Source organism: Bacteroides sp. AM16-13 (assembly GCF_003602705.1).
In the GTDB taxonomy this organism is placed as follows: Bacteria; Bacteroidota; Bacteroidia; order Bacteroidales; family Bacteroidaceae; genus Bacteroides; species Bacteroides xylanisolvens.
Window position 1 is genome coordinate 255373 of record NZ_QTLK01000004.1, and the last position, 15077, is coordinate 270449.

Here is a 15077-nt window from a genome sequence, read left to right on the forward strand (position 1 = left end):
ACTTAGCTTGCTAATCGATATAACTAAGGCACGGATTACACGAATAAACAAGGAAAGAGAATAAACTTATCCATGTAATTCGTGTAATCCGTGCCTGGAAGAAATCGGAGAGTTGTTTTGACGCTCTCTCCTTATACAAGTAACCTCTGTAATGGAAAAAACTTGTAGTGGTTATGTTTTGGTTTTTGGTTATTCTTCCGGATGAGCGCTATTATTCAGCACCAGCATTGCTTCTATATATTCACGTGTATTGCTTAATCTGGGTACTTTGTGTTGTCCTCCCAGTTTTCCTTTCTGTGCCAGCCAGTCATGGAACAATCCCTGACGCGCAACGATCACTTCCAATGGTTGCAAAGCAATATCTTTCCATCGTTTGGCTTCATAGTCAGAGTTAACCTCTTTCAGCGTAGCGTCAAGTATCGCGGCGAACTTTTCTACGGAATCCGGCATTTGAGCAAATTCTATTAGCCACTGGTGCCTGCATTTTGCGTTCTCATCCATAAACACCGGCGCCGCAGAGTATTCGCAAATTTGTGCTCCGGTCTCGGCGCAAGCTTTTGCCAATCCTTTTTCAGCATTATCGACAATCAGCTCTTCACCAAATGCATTGATGAAATGCTTCGTTCTTCCCGTGATGACAAACTTATAGGGATTCTTGCTGGTAAACTTCACTGTATCACCAATCATGTATCTCCACAAACCACAGGAAGTAGAAATAACCATTGCATAGTTCTTGTTGAGCTCGACTTCTTCAAGACAATAAGCCCGTGGATTTTCTTTTCCAACTTCCTCCAATGGAACAAATTCGTAGAAAATTCCATAGTCGATCATTAATAACATGGCTGGATCGGAAAGGTCGTTCTGGGTTCCGAAATATCCTTCCGAAGCATTGTAGGTCTCTACATAATGCATTTTAGGTGTTGTAATCACCTGTTTATATTGCTCACGATACGGTGTGAAAGCCACTCCACCGTGGAAGAAGACTTCCAGGTTAGGCCATACTTCTTCCAGTGCCTGCTTTCCTGTCTTTTCAAGAACACGTTTGATAAGTACCAACATCCACGACGGTACACCGGACAGACTTGTCACATTTACCGGAATAGTGCTGTTGGCGATTGCTTCTATCTTGGTTTCCCATTCGCTCATCAACGCAATTTTCTTGCTTGGTACGCGAATGAAATTAATAAGCGGATTTACGTTTTGAATCAGAATAGCGGATAAATCTCCTACTAAACTATGATTGGAATTGAGGTTCGGGCTATGGCTCCCTCCTAGAATCAGTCCCTTGCCGGAGAAAAAATGGCTATCCGGATTGATGCGGAAATAAAGAGCTGCCGCGTCTTTTCCTCCTCTGTAATGAATATCTTCCAGCGCTTCCTTGCTGACAGGAAGGAATTTACTTTTATCATTAGTCGTTCCGGAGGATTTTGCAAACCAGCGTATCTCCGATGGCCAAAGCAGATTCTGTTCCCCAGCTCGCAAACGTTCTACATAAGGCTTAATTTCTTCGTATGTCTGGATAGGAACACGTTTACGGAAATCTTCATAGTTACGGATAGAGGAATAATCGTACTTTCTTCCCCATTCAGTTTGAGCGGCCTGGCGTGTTAAGCGGCTTAACACACGATGCTGTATCTCACTAGCCTGACTAGCATATAGGTCTATCTGTTTTAAACGGGAATCGAAAGTCTTACTAATAATTTTTGTAATATTCATTTCTGCTTTAACATAATAATGTTTAGTCGTGCAAAAGTAACTTATTTATCTTTTTTTTCTATCTTTACGACGGAAATAATCGTTAAAAATAGACGACTTTCATATAAATCCCGAGTTTTAGACTAAAAAATGCGACAATGAGAATTGGAATCTTAACATCCGGCGGGGACTGTCCCGGTATTAATGCCACGATTCGTGGCGTGTGCAAAACTGCCATCAATTATTACGGGATGGAAGTAGTAGGTATTCACAGCGGTTTTCAGGGCTTGCTGACTAAAGATGTCGAATCTATTACAGACAAGTCGCTCTCCGGTTTGCTCAATCTGGGTGGAACGATGTTAGGAACCTCTCGTGAGAAGCCTTTCAAAAAAGGAGGCGTTGTCTCTGATGTTGACAAACCGTCTTTAATCCTTCAGAATATCCGGGAAATGGAACTCGACTGTGTCGTTTGTATCGGCGGAAATGGAACACAGAAGACAGCGGCGAAGTTTGCTGCGATGGGAGTGAATATTGTATCTGTTCCTAAAACCATTGATAATGATATTTGGGGCACAGATATTTCTTTCGGTTTCGACTCGGCAGTAAGTATTGCTACCGATGCCATCGACCGTTTACATTCCACCGCAAGTTCTCACAAAAGGGTGATGGTGATTGAAGTGATGGGGCACAAAGCGGGTTGGATTGCTTTGTATTCCGGTATGGCAGGAGGAGGGGATGTGATTCTTGTCCCCGAAATTGCTTATGACATTAAAAATATTGGTAATACGATTCTGGAAAGACTGAAAAAAGGCAAGCCTTATTCTATTGTAGTGGTAGCAGAAGGTATTAGGACAGACGGGCGCAAACGGGCTGCTGAATATATTGCGCAGGAGATTGAATATGAAACTGGTATAGAAACTCGCGAAACAGTTCTGGGGTATATTCAGCGTGGTGGTTCGCCTACTCCTTTCGACCGCAATCTTTCTACCCGTATGGGCGGCCACGCGACAGAATTGATCGCCAAGGGTGAATTCGGGCGTATGGTAGCTTTAAAAGGGGACGATATTGCATCTATCCCTCTTGAAGAAGTTGCAGGAAAACTGAAATTAGTTACTGAAGATCACGATTTGGTGATTCAGGGGCGTCGCATGGGGATTTGCTTTGGCTAGTCTCCTCGGCTTCCATAGTAGGTTGTACCGTAGAAATTTCATTATCGGAGGTGTTTTCTTCTAAAACATTCTCCGGTTTTGTCTCGGGAATTACATTCAGTTCGGCTTCAAGTTCATTCTCAAATTCATTCTCAAGTTCAGTTGCCAATTCTGTTTCAGAGTTAGTTGCAAGTTCAACCTCCGGTTCTGTTGTAGTTGCTGAATGTTGTGCTTTGATCTCTTCGACAGTTGACATAAATACGGGTTCCTTTACTTTCTTTATAGCCATTTGGGCAGCATTCTGTTGAGACTCCTTCTTGGAATATCCCGTACCTGTTCCTGCCGGAAGTCCTTCAATGCGTACTTCGGTTTGGAAAACAGGGTTGCTGTCGTGATCGAGAAATTGCTCGATTAACTCAAAGGAAACCTCCATCTTATTTTTTTGGCTCCACTCAATAAGTTTGGATTTGAAATTAACCTCTTTTCGGGATATTTTATCCAGGTCGATATAACGGTTGATGATCCGTTGCTCCATAAACTGTTTGCAGCGTTCATACCCCTGATCCAGATAAATAGCTCCGATAAATGCCTCAAAAGCATTTCCGTACATATAACTGTTGTGAGAAGAAGAGCGGGTGGAATACTTTATGAGTTTATCCAAACCGATTTCAACGGCCAACTTATTCAAAGTCTCCCGTTGTACGATCTTAGAACGTGTGTTAGTTAGGAAACCTTCCCGTTTCCCTTCAAAACGTTTATAGACAATATCTCCTACGATGGCGTCGAGGATGGCGTCACCTAAAAACTCCAGCCGTTCATTATTGAGGGGACGTCCTTTGTCGGAGCGGACAGAAGTCGATTTGTGCAGGAGAGCCTGCTCATAAAGTTGGATATTGCGCGGGTAGAACCCGAGTATCCGATAAAAACAAAGATAAGACTCTCTATCCTTGCGGAACAAGAGCCTTATCTTATCTATTTCGTTACGTAACACGATATTACTCTGCGTATTTCTTGAAGATAACGCACGCATTGTGACCACCAAATCCAAATGTATTGGACAAGGCAACATTAACTTCGCGTTTCTGTGCTTTATTGAACGTGAAATTAAGGTTATAGTCGATATTCTCGTCGTTGTCACCTTCTTCGTGGTTGATAGTCGGAGGAACAATGCCGTTCTTGATAGCAAGGATACTTGCAATAGATTCTACCGCACCGGCAGCTCCCAGCAAGTGACCTGTCATTGATTTTGTTGAACTGATGTTCAACTCGAACGCATGATCACCGAATACTTCCTTGATTGCTTTTGCTTCTGAAATATCACCAACCGGAGTAGATGTACCGTGTACATTGATATAATCTACTTCTTTCGGATCCATTTCCGCATCTTCCAGTGCATTTTTCATCACCAACTTCGCTCCCAGACCTTCCGGATGAGAAGCTGTCAGGTGATGTGCATCTGCAGACATACCTACACCGGCAACTTCTGCATAGATTTTTGCACCGCGAGCTTTAGCGTGTTCCAGTTCTTCCAGGATCAGGCAACCGCCACCTTCGCCCATAACGAAACCATCACGGCTTGCGCTAAACGGACGTGAAGCTTTAGAAGCTTCGTCGTTGCGTGTTGACAGTGCGTGCATAGCGTTGAAACCGCCCACACCTGCCGGGAAGATAGCTGCTTCCGAACCACCGGATACAATTACGTTTGCTTTACCCAGACGAATCAGGTTGAAGGCATCTGCAATAGCGTTGGTTGAAGTAGCACATGCTGAACAAGTCGCGTAGTTAGGACCATGGAAACCATACATGATAGAAATCTGTCCGGCTGCAATATCCGAAATCATCTTTGGAATGAAGAACGGATTAAACTTCGGACCCATTTCCTGACGAGTGTAGTAGTTGCCTACCTCTTCTTCAAATGTATGTATACCACCAATACCGGCGCCGAAAATAACACCGATTTTGTTCAAGTCTTCTTTCTCGACATCAAGACCGGAATCACTCACCGCTTCTTTGGCAACAGCGATGGCATATTGAGTATACAGGTCCATCTTTCTTGCTTCTTTGCGGTCTATGTATTTCGTTGCATCGAAGTCTTTCACTTCGCATGCGAATTGTGTCTTGAATAACGACGCATCAAAATGAGTAATAGGCCCTGCTCCACTAACCCCGTTCACAAGGTTTTCCCAAAACTCGGGAACGCTATTGCCAACGGGAGTAATGGCGCCAAGGCCTGTTACTACCACTCTTTTTAATTCCATATTGATGAAATCGAATTACTTAGCGTGTTCTTCGATATAAGATACAGCATCACCTACAGTACCAATCTTTTCTGCTTGGTCATCAGGAATAGAGATACCGAATTCTTTTTCGAATTCCATGATAAGTTCTACAGTGTCAAGAGAATCTGCTCCCAGGTCGTTAGTGAAGCTTGCTTCGGTTGTAACTTCTGATTCTTCTACGCCTAATTTATCAACGATAATCGCTTTTACTCTTGATGCAATTTCAGACATAACTTTAAGTTTTTAATTAATAATTAGTTTTATTTCTTTAAATTTGCGGTGCAAAGGAATGAATATTTATCGTTTTGCGCAAATATTTGACTAAATAAATGCAAAGTTTTGCACATTTTTCACTGTTTTGTGCATCGAAATTGAGGGTTATGAAGAAAAACATCGCAATTTTTGCTTCCGGTTCCGGTTCAAATGCCGAGAATATTATCCGGTATTTCCAAAAAAACGATTCCGTTCAGGTTTCGTTGGTACTTTCTAATAAAAGTGATGCATACGTTTTGGAACGTGCGCATCGTTTGGGAGTGGCCTGTAACGTGTTTCCAAAGGAGGACTGGATAGCCGGAGATGAAATTTTGGCTATTTTGCAGGAGTACCGCATCGACTTTGTCGTACTGGCTGGCTTTCTGGTTCGTGTGCCTGACTTGCTTTTGCATGCTTATCCCGATAAAATTATAAATATACATCCTGCTCTTCTGCCGAAGTTCGGAGGCAAAGGAATGTATGGTGACCGGATTCATGAAGCGGTAGTGGCTGCCGGTGAAAAGGAAAGCGGTATCACTATACATTATATAAATGAACATTATGACGAAGGAAATGCAATCTTCCAGGCTACCTGTCCTGTTCTTCCGACAGATTCTCCGGATGATGTAGCCAAGAAAGTGCATGCCTTGGAATATGAACACTTCCCGCAAGTCATAGAACAAGTATTAAGAAATAGGTATTAATTAAGTATTACTCCATGCAGATAATCGTTTGACGGAATTTCATGAAGTTCTCGGTCGCTACGGTTAATACTTAATACTTATTTTTTAAGACTTGATTAAATAAGCTGTCTCTTCTCGTCGCAAAGGATAATCCCCGCGTAAGGTTTCGAATTGTTCCGGTTGATTTTTCAATCGGGTGCTATCTTCGACTGGATTATATATTTGGAGGATTGCTTCTTCATGGTTTTTGGCATGTATAATAGGAGAGGCGGGTGCCGGTGCGTTTATTTTATAATCAGCTTCTATTTGGAAGAATTTGCAAATGGCATCCAGTGACATGCGTGTGGCGTTTGCTTTTCCATCGGCAGAGTAACCCGCAATGTGGGGTGTACCGATGAATGCTTTTTCCAGTAGTTCACGGTTAATTCCCGGCTCATGCTCCCACACATCAATGATGGCATCCGAAATGATCCGGCTGTCCAAGGCTTTTAAAAGAGCAGCAGTGTCAATGACCTCTCCTCGGGAGGTATTAATGACAACCGGTTTTCGTTTGAGTGACTGGAAGAAGTTCTCATCTGCCAGATGGAAGGTTTTATATTTCCCTTCCTTATATAAAGGTACGTGAAAGGTAATGATATCACATTCTTCTGCGATTTTATTTAGTGAGGCAAATAACTCTGTTCCTTCTTTTTCCTCCCGTGGCAAATCATTCAGTAAAACGCGCATGCCAAAATCCCGGGCAACTTTAGCTACCTTACTCCCTACGTTTCCCACTCCTATGATTCCAATCGTCAGTTCGTTTAACTTTTTGTTTCTGCAAGATTTCCACACCAGAAGCGATGACTGTATATATTGGGCGACAGAAGCAGAATTGCATCCCGGCGCATTTGTCCATTCTATGCCTGCCTGTTTGCAATACTCTGTATCAATGTGATCGAAACCTATGGTTGCCGTTGCTATGAATTTCACTCGACTATCTTCCAACAAATCCCGGTTGCAATGTGTGCGGGTACGGACAATGAGTGCGTCTGCCTCCCGTACGAGCTCCGGAGTAAAATCTTTCCCCGGTACATAAACCACCTCATCGGCTATTCTCTGAACCGCTTCTTTTATAAATGGTATTTTATTGTCGATAATAATTTTCATATACAATTCATCTTTTATACCCACAAAGGTAACAAATAAAAAAGTAAGAAACGGTTGCTTGTCTGAAAAATATTACATAGATTTGCCCTATTATATATCTATTAGCTAGTTAAGATTATGACATTTAGTAACCTTTGCAACGAGATTTTTTGGAAATCGACAACAGATTACCATGTAACGGATAGTGTGGATGCTCCGATGAACAATCCTTACGAGTTGAAAACTATTGAGTATTATTTATATCTAAAGAACTGGATTGATGCTGTGCAATGGCATTTTGAGGATATTATCCGTGACCCGCAGATTGATCCGGTAGAAGCATTGGCTTTGAAAAGAAGAATTGATAAATCAAATCAGGATCGTACAGACTTGGTGGAATTAATCGATAGTTACTTTTTAGACAAATACAAAGAAGTAAAACCTCTCTCTGACGCAACGATCAATACAGAAAGTCCTGCATGGGCTATTGACCGCTTGTCAATTCTTGCATTGAAAATTTACCACATGCAGCAGGAAGTGGAACGTACGGATACTACAGAAGAACACCGTCTTCAATGTCAGACTAAGCTGAATATCCTGCTGGAACAACGTAAAGACCTCTCTGCGGCTATTGAGCAGTTATTGGCTGATATCGAAGCCGGAAGAAAATATATGAAAGTATATAAACAGATGAAAATGTATAATGACCCGGCATTGAATCCGGTGCTTTATGCTAAAAAATAACGAATGGCGCGTATTCTCATTATTCGTTTTTCAGCTCTTGGCGATGTAGCCATGACAATACCGGTAATACATTCGCTGGCTGTGCAATACCCGCAGCACGAAATAACAGTGTTAAGTCGTGCTGTATGGCAGCCGCTCTTTCAGGGGCTGCCTACGAATGTAGGTTTTGTCGGAGCTGACTTAACAGGCAAACACAAGGGGCTTTGGGGCTTGAATAGCCTCTATTCGGAGTTGAAAGCGATGCATTTTGATTACATTGCTGATTTTCATCATGTGCTTCGTTCCAAATATTTATGTCTGCGATTCCGTCTTGCCAATAAACCGGTAGCTTCCATATGTAAGGGAAGGGCCGGTAAAAAGAAACTGGTTCGTCGTCACGATAAGGTGATGGAGAATCAGAAGAGTTCTTTTCGCCGTTATGCCGATGTGCTTGAGAAGCTCGGTTTGCCGGTTTTATTAAATTTTTCTTCTATTTATGGCGAAGGAAAAGGCAACTTTGCGGAGATAGAGCCAGTCACAGGACCTAAAGAAGATCAAAAATGGATTGGTATAGCTCCTTTTGCCAAACACAGAGGTAAAATTTATCCGTTAGAGTTACAGGAGCAAGTTATAGCACATTTTGCAGCTAATCCGCAAGTGAAAGTTTTTCTTTTTGGAGGTGGTAAAAGCGAGCAGGAAGTGTTTGACGCATGGATTGCTAAATATCCTTCTGTTGTTTCAATGATCGGTAAACTGAATATGCGTACCGAGCTGAATCTGATGAGCCATTTAGATGTGATGCTTTCAATGGATTCTGCCAATATGCATTTGGCGTCCTTGGTCAATATTCCGGTTGTTTCTATTTGGGGGGCCACTCATCCTTATGCCGGTTTTATGGGTTGGAAGCAATTGCCGGTTAATACCGTGCAGCTTGATTTGTCATGCCGTCCCTGCTCTGTATATGGACAGAAGCCTTGTTGGCGTGGTGATTATGCCTGTTTAAGAGATATAAAGCCGGAACAGGTTATTGCAAAAATAGAAGGGATTGTAGGTTGATATTTGCAGGAATTCAATTTAGTTGTTTTTTGAACCGAAAGAGCGTAGAATCAAATAATGATGGAAAAAGAGATACAACGAAAGAAAAAGGTACTGATAGATCTTACGAATTATGGTAGTCTAACAGCTGGTTTCGGACAGATTGCGGCCAACTATGCGGCCGCTTTTTCGTCTATGCCGGTAGAGGATCTTCATTTTGTATATTTGTTGAGACAGAAATATATGCAGGAATTTGGCCCGAATGTGACCTCTGTTCCGGTACGTCGTATCAATAAGTTTTTCCCTTTTACTCTTCCTAAAGTAGATGTATGGCATGCGGTGAATCAGCAGCGGAAGTTGTTACGTATTGCCGGTGGTACAAAGTTTATCTTTACTATACATGACTTTAATTTCTTAACGGAGAAAAAGCCTTGGAAGGCTAAAATGTATCTTCGTCGGATGCAGAATAAGGTCAATAAGGCATCAGTAGTCACAACGATTTCTCATTATGTAGCAGATGTCATTCGCCAACATATAGATTTGAAGGGGAAAGAGATCCGGGTCATCTATAATGGGGTGGAGAGGATCGATATGTTGGAAGGAACCCAGCCGTCTTTTGCGACGGGACGTCCTTTCTTTTTTACGATTGGACAGATCCGTAGGAAAAAGAATTTCCATCTCCTGGTTGACGTAATGCGCCATTTCCCGGAATATGATTTGTATATTTGTGGAGATGCCCATTTCGCTTATGCTGAAGAAGTGCGTAATCTGATTCGTGAGAAGCAAGTCACTAATGTGTTTTTGACAGATGTAATCACTCAAAGTGAAAAGATTTGGTTGTATCGGAACTGTGAAGCGTTCCTGTTTCCTAGTGAAGGAGAAGGTTTTGGGCTGCCTGTGGTAGAAGCTATGCAGTTTGGAAAAGCTGTATTTGCTGCTAATCGCACTAGTTTGCCGGAAGTTTGTAATGGACATGCCATCATGTGGGAACATTTGGATACAGAATCTATGGTGCAAAGTATCCGGGAACATTTGCCTGATTTCTATAAAGATGAGGAACGCTTGACCAGAATGAAAGAACATGCAGCTTCATTCAGTTACGAGAAGCATATACAAGCTTATCTTGATTTATATCGCGAGTTAGCTCAATTGTCTTAATGTCGAAGTTAATTGATCGTATACCTTTTCCGGGGTAATTAATGCGAAACGTTCTTCATAAGTTAATGTTGCTTGTTGTTCCGGCGGAAGAATATCGTCGGGACTAATACCTCGGGCAACTACGGAATTTGTAGGTAACCACATTGATTTAGAGGCGCTTGGCGAATAAATAGCGAATGAAGGAATTTCGAGGGCTTGCGCAATGTGTCGGGCTCCTCCTTCGTTTCCGAAATAAAACGAGCAGTTGGCGCAAAGTGCTGCCAGTTGTCGTAATGAAGAGGCTTGTATATCAATCTTGATGCGTTCCGGACATCCCAATTCCTTGTAGATATTTCTTGCATCTTCTTCTTCATACCCCGGTGCATAGTTGAAGATCATTTGTATGTCCTTGTATTCTTCCAATATTCTTTTAAGTGTGGTTATCATAAACTCCGTATTCCATTTTTTATGGAGGAGCTTGGTGGTGACTCCTATTAGGAATACAGGGCGCGCGAAATCTATCCCCTCCTTTTCCATATAATATCGAAAGTCTTTTTTCTCCTGGTCAGTGAGGTATAACCTGAATTCTTTTGTATATTGAATAGGCTTGATTTTCTCTAATGGCGCTGCAAGCAATAGGTTGCGTTCTACCATATCAGTTGTTAGACTATTGCTGTAAGTGTCTGTCCGATAATTTAATAGAAAACGTGTGTATCCCTTGATACGCCCTATCCGGAAAGGGGTTTTTAATGAAAAAAGAGAGAAAAAAAGAGTCCGGATCGTAGAACGCATATCGATGATGACATCGTATTTGTTTTGGTGCGTCACTTGCCATACTTTTTTTATATAAGCAGTGAATGGCTTATTCTCATTCTTGTCAAATGTAATAACCTTATCTATGTCCGGGTGACCCTCATAGAGCGATGCTATATTTTTATTCAGCACAAAGTGTATTTCTGCATCGGGAAAACTTTTTTTCAGCGTACTGCACAATGCAACAGCCAGAATAGAGTCCCCTATTTGTCTAAATCGAATAATCAGAATTTTTTTGATTGGTTTCATGCTTGACTTCTTTATGCTTTTTATCGTGCAAACATAGCTAAAAAAAAGCATTTATGTCTAAATATAAATGAAAAGAAAAAAGAAAAAACGACTAAAGTTGTTCGCAACAGTACTTATATGTATAGAGAGTTAGCCAATCTTTGTGAGAAAAGAAAAAAATATAGTCGGAATATGCCTTAATTTCTTTATCTTTGCTCCATCTTTGTAATTAGTATTATATAGGAGAGTGTAATGAGAGTGATTGTAAATCCCAAGTACGCGCATCTGCAGAAGGAGATAGAAGAAATTCCAAGGTCCTTCCAGGAAAAAGGAGATGTGGTGTACGATGGGCGTAATGTTTTAAAACGAATTGGCTTAGGCAGCATTGATGTTGTGGTGAAGAGCTTTAAGAAGCCTCACATCATCAATCGTGTTGTATATTCGTTTTTCCGGCAATCAAAAGCAGAGCGTTCCTATATTTACTCTATGGAAATTCAACAACATGGCTTTGACACTCCGGAGCCAGTTGCTATGATCGAACAATTCCAGAGTGGCCTTCTTTCACATAGCTATTACATTTGTTGTTATGATGGTGGCGAAACAGTCCGTTCCCTGATGGATGGGAAAGTGGAAGGAAATGAAGATAAACTTTCTGCTTTTGCGCGCTACACGGCTGCTTTGCATCAGGCAGGTATCCTGCATTTGGACTATTCGCCCGGCAATATATTGATCCATCAGAATGATGCGAATGAATATAGTTTTTCCCTGGTCGACGTGAATCGCATGCAGTTACTATCGGATATTGATTGTGATACTGTGTGCCGTAATATGTGTCGTTTATGCATCTCTCGTGAAGTGCTGACTTATATAATGACAGAATACGCTTCTTTGAGGGGATGGGATGTAGAATCTACTGTCAGTCTGGCTCTTCGTTATAGCGATCAGTTCTTTACTCATTATATTTATCGTCGTGCGGCGCGAAAAGAACAAGAAAGGCATATCGTATCCCTGATTTTATTCTTCCGTTTGTACCGTTCCGTACGTAAGTTCTTTTCCTGGGAACCGCATATCTCACGTTTCTTATTGAAAAAAGAAAAGCGCATTTATGATACATACTTGTGTAAGTATGACTATTGCGAATTGCTTTCTGCTGATTATCAATGATTAACTCTTACTTCCGCGCATGACTACACTGCGGATTTTATGCCTGAAAAAACCTTTCTGATTGGTATATGTGCAGTTATGCTTATCCAAAAATGCAGAAATGACTGCTTCGTCATCATGTAGATGGTATGTGCAAATTGCAAAATCCAACTTCTGGCAATTCTGAAATAAGTTCTTGCATCCGGCCAATGCATGCCGTTCAGCTCCTTCGATATCCATTTTTAGAAATAGATGCTCATCCGTTTGATTGTTGAAGAAGTCATCCAGGGTTTGTTCTCTTGAAGAGTTATGGTCGCTTACATACTTTTGGACAATCGTAACTTTATCTTGCCATGGCTCAAAGGTCGCTCTGATGGCCTCCAACCATTGTTCGTCCTGTTCAAACAGGTAAACATGTTTAGCTTCTTCGATGATTTCCAATGAAGAATATCCTTCGGCGCAACCAACATCCACAAATACCTTTCCTGTCACTTCTTTAACGCTGTTGAAGTAATGGTGCGGTGAACGCCTGTCTTGTTCCATGCTCAAAGCCCTGTAATATTTTTGAATTTTCCTGGCCGGAGTGCTCTTTCTGAAATAGAGCCGTTTCTCTTCTTTTTGAACATAGTATAAACCTTTCTCCTCGTCTTTCTGTACGTCAACGGGCATATTTGCATATTCATCTTTGAATTCATACAGGTGTCTTGAATATCCATGTTCTTTAATATATTCATAGTATTTCAGATAAGGAGAGCCGGGCTTATATCCTTTCATGAAATAATATGGGAGAGTGCCATATATAAATTTCTTTATTGTGTGTTTAAGTATGTTCATCTCATTAATTTCTTGTAGATGTTTAAGATCTCTTCCGCTTGCTTTTCTTCAGAGAATCTTTTGGCAAATATTTGCCCTTTTTCAATCATTACTTTCTTTCTTTCAGGGTCAGAGTATATCTGTTTGAAAGCATTGGCCATTCCTTTGATATCGTCGGGATGTATATAGATTGAGTCGGGACCTCCGGCTTCTTCCAGGCAAGAACCTGTTGCGGCTACTACCGGAATTCCGGAGTATAAAGCTTCTATGATGGGGATGCCAAAGCCTTCAAAGCGTGAAGGATATACAAAAATTTCAGCTAGTTGATAAAAAGTCGGCAGATCATCAAAAGGAACATTGCTGATGATGTGCACTCTTTCTTCCAGCTTATTCTCCTTAATAAAATGTTCAATCTTATCAGTGTATTCTGTATGGCGGCCTACAATGACAAGATGAATTTGTTCAGGAAGCATCGTCAGTGCTTGTACCGCCGAAAGGGCATTCTTTCGTTCTTCAATACTTCCTACGTTGAGGATATAGTGTTCCGGTAGCTGATATTTAGCTCGGACTTCTCTTTTTTTCTCTTCTGTTACAGGGTGCGTGAATGAAGTATCACATCCCTGATAAACAACTTCTATCTTATCGGCAGGAATCCCGAAATACTCAATAATATCACGTTTGGTACATTCGCTGATAGCAATGATTCTATCCGCATTTTCGCAGGCTTTGCGGAATTTGTATGTATATATATTCCTGTCGATCGAATGATAGTATTGTGGGTATCGCAGAAATATCAAATCGTGGATTGTTACGATACTTCTTACCTTACTTTTATGGATATTCAGGGGCAATTCATTGCTAAGTCCATGAAAAATATCAATTCTTTCTCTTTCCAATTGGCGGGTGACTCCCAACACTCGCCATAACGAACTTAACTTTTTCCAGAAAGAAGTAGTGGGGTAAGAAAGCTGTAGTTGCCGATATTGCTTCGTTAATTTGTTCAGCCTTTTATTTTCCCGTTTCTTGGGGGCATACAATACATATTCATTCTCCGGATAGAATTGGCATAGAATATCCACTATATAGCGGCTATAATTACCCAAACCGGTGAAATTCTGTACTGCACGTTTTCCGTCAAAACCTATTCTCATTTCTACTTCTTACCTTTATGTGATTATAGTTAGACTTCAAATTCCCGATAAGGTTTATTCAGGTCTAAATAATGGAAATTGTGTTGTCTTTGCCCACTTTGTTTAGGTATGGTCATGTAATCTCCGTATTTCTGTGACAGATAGGCATCATATTTCTGTACTCCCCATACTTCTTCATCTTCAAATAAGACTGGAGTAGGGATGCCCAGAATATCTTTAGACATGATTCCTTTCATTCCGTCATCATAATCACAGACCAATGCGGATTGGTCGAAATCATACTTTTTCATTACTTTCCTGATACTTTCCTGTGCTCCGGTAAGGGTAAAAAGCTTTCTGCATAATAGCGGTATCCATGAACTGGGACCTTTTCCATGCTTGTATGGATCGCGATGAATCAGATAAAGTACACGTTTGTAGAATTCGTACTTTGCAAAATGCATTCTTTGCGCCATGCGGCTCTCCGGAACTCCGTCCAGTGGGAATATATCAATATATACGCCTCCCAAATATTTGAGATGCATACGTTCAATTAGAGTGGTGTCGGCATCCTGTACTTTTGCGAATGGAAGAGGATATTCCTTGTCGTTTTCAGCACATACAGCTTCGTATGGTTTCGGCAACCATTCTTTGGCATTAGCCATTAATAAATCATAATCGGCTCTTGGCATACCGATATCCAGATCATCATCCCAAGGGATAAATCCTTTGTGGCGGACGGCTCCCAGCATGGTGCCTGCCATGATGTAATATCGCAGATTATGTTCTTTGCAAACTTTGTCAACAGCTAATAAATTCTTTAATATGCGAAGCTGTAGAGGGCGGATATCGTAATTTGCCATTTCTATCTGA

At 41.3% G+C, this 15077-nt stretch carries 15 protein-coding genes; 6 read left to right on the forward strand and 9 right to left on the reverse strand.

The window, feature by feature from the left end:
- Nucleotides 1-189: 189 nt before the first annotated feature.
- On the reverse strand, nt 190-1716 hold the full coding sequence (locus tag DW173_RS04685; RefSeq protein WP_120143902.1) for a GH3 auxin-responsive promoter family protein: 1527 nt from the start codon (nt 1714-1716) through the stop codon (nt 190-192).
- Between the two features lie 137 nt (nt 1717-1853).
- On the opposite strand from DW173_RS04685, the gene DW173_RS04690 reads away from it, so the two are divergent.
- The gene (locus tag DW173_RS04690) at nt 1854-2864 is read left to right on the forward strand and encodes an ATP-dependent 6-phosphofructokinase (RefSeq protein ID WP_008024010.1); all 1011 of its coding nucleotides are present in this window, start codon (nt 1854-1856) and stop codon (nt 2862-2864) included.
- Here the strand turns inward: DW173_RS04690 and rnc are convergent.
- From rnc to DW173_RS04705, 3 genes are read right to left on the reverse strand one after another with little or no spacing between them, the layout of a single operon-like run.
- A complete protein-coding gene (rnc, locus tag DW173_RS04695; protein ID WP_008997624.1) occupies nt 2806-3873 on the reverse strand; it encodes a ribonuclease III in 1068 nt (355 codons plus the stop codon). The genes DW173_RS04690 and rnc overlap by 59 nt on opposite strands.
- Nucleotides 3839-5101: a beta-ketoacyl-ACP synthase II gene (fabF, locus tag DW173_RS04700; RefSeq protein ID WP_008024013.1), complete on the reverse strand. Its 1263-nt coding sequence runs from the start codon at nt 5099-5101 to the stop codon at nt 3839-3841. The genes rnc and fabF overlap by 35 nt, the downstream gene beginning before the upstream one ends.
- A 15-nt stretch (nt 5102-5116) precedes the next feature.
- Entirely contained in the window at nt 5117-5353 is a 237-nt protein-coding gene (locus tag DW173_RS04705) for an acyl carrier protein (protein WP_002558672.1), read from the reverse strand.
- Nucleotides 5354-5451: 98 nt separating this feature from the next.
- On the opposite strand from DW173_RS04705, the gene DW173_RS04710 reads away from it, so the two are divergent.
- Nucleotides 5452-6078 (forward strand): phosphoribosylglycinamide formyltransferase, encoded by a 627-nt coding sequence (locus DW173_RS04710; RefSeq protein ID WP_120143903.1) that lies wholly within the window; start codon nt 5452-5454, stop codon nt 6076-6078.
- A gap of 84 nt (nt 6079-6162) precedes the next feature.
- Here DW173_RS04710 and pdxB read toward each other — a convergent pair whose 3' ends face one another.
- Nucleotides 6163-7203, reverse strand: coding sequence for a 4-phosphoerythronate dehydrogenase PdxB (gene pdxB / locus DW173_RS04715; protein WP_120143905.1), 1041 nt, complete (start codon nt 7201-7203; stop codon nt 6163-6165).
- A gap of 117 nt (nt 7204-7320) precedes the next feature.
- Here pdxB and DW173_RS04720 point away from each other — a divergent pair, with 117 nt between their 5' ends.
- Genes DW173_RS04720 through DW173_RS04730 form a run of 3 tightly spaced genes read left to right on the forward strand, consistent with a single transcriptional unit; the run spans nt 7321 to nt 10098 of the window.
- A complete protein-coding gene (locus DW173_RS04720) occupies nt 7321-7926 on the forward strand; it encodes a DUF4254 domain-containing protein (RefSeq protein ID WP_004315555.1) in 606 nt (201 codons plus the stop codon).
- Nucleotides 7927-7929: 3 nt separating this feature from the next.
- On the forward strand, nt 7930-8961 hold the full coding sequence (locus tag DW173_RS04725; protein WP_120143906.1) for a glycosyltransferase family 9 protein: 1032 nt from the start codon (nt 7930-7932) through the stop codon (nt 8959-8961).
- A gap of 60 nt (nt 8962-9021) precedes the next feature.
- The gene (locus DW173_RS04730; RefSeq protein WP_061448425.1) at nt 9022-10098 is read left to right on the forward strand and encodes a glycosyltransferase family 4 protein; all 1077 of its coding nucleotides are present in this window, start codon (nt 9022-9024) and stop codon (nt 10096-10098) included.
- On the opposite strand, the gene DW173_RS04735 is transcribed toward DW173_RS04730, so the two are convergent.
- Complete coding sequence (locus DW173_RS04735) at nt 10081-11139, reverse strand: glycosyltransferase family 9 protein (RefSeq protein ID WP_120143908.1); 1059 nt, start codon at nt 11137-11139, stop codon at nt 10081-10083. The two genes, DW173_RS04730 and DW173_RS04735, sit on opposite strands and share 18 nt — an antisense overlap.
- A gap of 231 nt (nt 11140-11370) precedes the next feature.
- On the opposite strand from DW173_RS04735, the gene DW173_RS04740 reads away from it, so the two are divergent.
- Nucleotides 11371-12282 carry a lipopolysaccharide kinase InaA family protein gene (locus tag DW173_RS04740; RefSeq protein ID WP_009039121.1) on the forward strand — a complete coding sequence of 304 codons (912 nt, stop codon included), beginning with the start codon at nt 11371-11373 and terminating at the stop codon, nt 12280-12282.
- On the opposite strand, the gene DW173_RS04745 is transcribed toward DW173_RS04740, so the two are convergent.
- Genes DW173_RS04745 through DW173_RS04755 form a run of 3 tightly spaced genes read right to left on the reverse strand, consistent with a single transcriptional unit; the run spans nt 12283 to nt 15067 of the window.
- Entirely contained in the window at nt 12283-13095 is an 813-nt protein-coding gene (locus tag DW173_RS04745) for an FkbM family methyltransferase (protein ID WP_009039122.1), read from the reverse strand.
- Nucleotides 13092-14225 (reverse strand): glycosyltransferase family 4 protein, encoded by a 1134-nt coding sequence (locus DW173_RS04750; RefSeq protein WP_120143910.1) that lies wholly within the window; start codon nt 14223-14225, stop codon nt 13092-13094. Before DW173_RS04750 ends, DW173_RS04745 begins: the two co-directional genes overlap by 4 nt.
- 29 nt (nt 14226-14254) lie before the next feature.
- Nucleotides 14255-15067 (reverse strand): phosphorylcholine transferase LicD, encoded by an 813-nt coding sequence (locus DW173_RS04755; protein WP_004315562.1) that lies wholly within the window; start codon nt 15065-15067, stop codon nt 14255-14257.
- Between the last annotated feature and the right edge of the window lie 10 nt (nt 15068-15077).

Excerpts from the sequence above, each read along its gene's own strand:
- DW173_RS04685 (WP_120143902.1), bottom strand. The coding sequence starts at position 1,716 with ATGAATATTACAAAAATTATTAGTAAGACTTTCGATTCCCGTTTAAAA.
- DW173_RS04690 (WP_008024010.1), top strand. The coding sequence starts at position 1,854 with ATGAGAATTGGAATCTTAACATCCGGCGGGGACTGTCCCGGTATTAAT.
- rnc (WP_008997624.1), bottom strand. The coding sequence starts at position 3,873 with ATGCGTGCGTTATCTTCAAGAAATACGCAGAGTAATATCGTGTTACGT.
- fabF (WP_008024013.1), bottom strand. The coding sequence starts at position 5,101 with ATGGAATTAAAAAGAGTGGTAGTAACAGGCCTTGGCGCCATTACTCCC.
- DW173_RS04705 (WP_002558672.1), bottom strand. The coding sequence starts at position 5,353 with ATGTCTGAAATTGCATCAAGAGTAAAAGCGATTATCGTTGATAAATTA.
- DW173_RS04710 (WP_120143903.1), top strand. The coding sequence starts at position 5,452 with ATGCAAAGTTTTGCACATTTTTCACTGTTTTGTGCATCGAAATTGAGG.
- pdxB (WP_120143905.1), bottom strand. The coding sequence starts at position 7,203 with ATGAAAATTATTATCGACAATAAAATACCATTTATAAAAGAAGCGGTT.
- DW173_RS04720 (WP_004315555.1), top strand. The coding sequence starts at position 7,321 with ATGACATTTAGTAACCTTTGCAACGAGATTTTTTGGAAATCGACAACA.
- DW173_RS04725 (WP_120143906.1), top strand. The coding sequence starts at position 7,930 with ATGGCGCGTATTCTCATTATTCGTTTTTCAGCTCTTGGCGATGTAGCC.
- DW173_RS04730 (WP_061448425.1), top strand. The coding sequence starts at position 9,022 with ATGGAAAAAGAGATACAACGAAAGAAAAAGGTACTGATAGATCTTACG.
- DW173_RS04735 (WP_120143908.1), bottom strand. The coding sequence starts at position 11,139 with ATGAAACCAATCAAAAAAATTCTGATTATTCGATTTAGACAAATAGGG.
- DW173_RS04740 (WP_009039121.1), top strand. The coding sequence starts at position 11,371 with ATGAGAGTGATTGTAAATCCCAAGTACGCGCATCTGCAGAAGGAGATA.
- DW173_RS04745 (WP_009039122.1), bottom strand. The coding sequence starts at position 13,095 with ATGAACATACTTAAACACACAATAAAGAAATTTATATATGGCACTCTC.
- DW173_RS04750 (WP_120143910.1), bottom strand. The coding sequence starts at position 14,225 with ATGAGAATAGGTTTTGACGGAAAACGTGCAGTACAGAATTTCACCGGT.
- DW173_RS04755 (WP_004315562.1), bottom strand. The coding sequence starts at position 15,067 with ATGGCAAATTACGATATCCGCCCTCTACAGCTTCGCATATTAAAGAAT.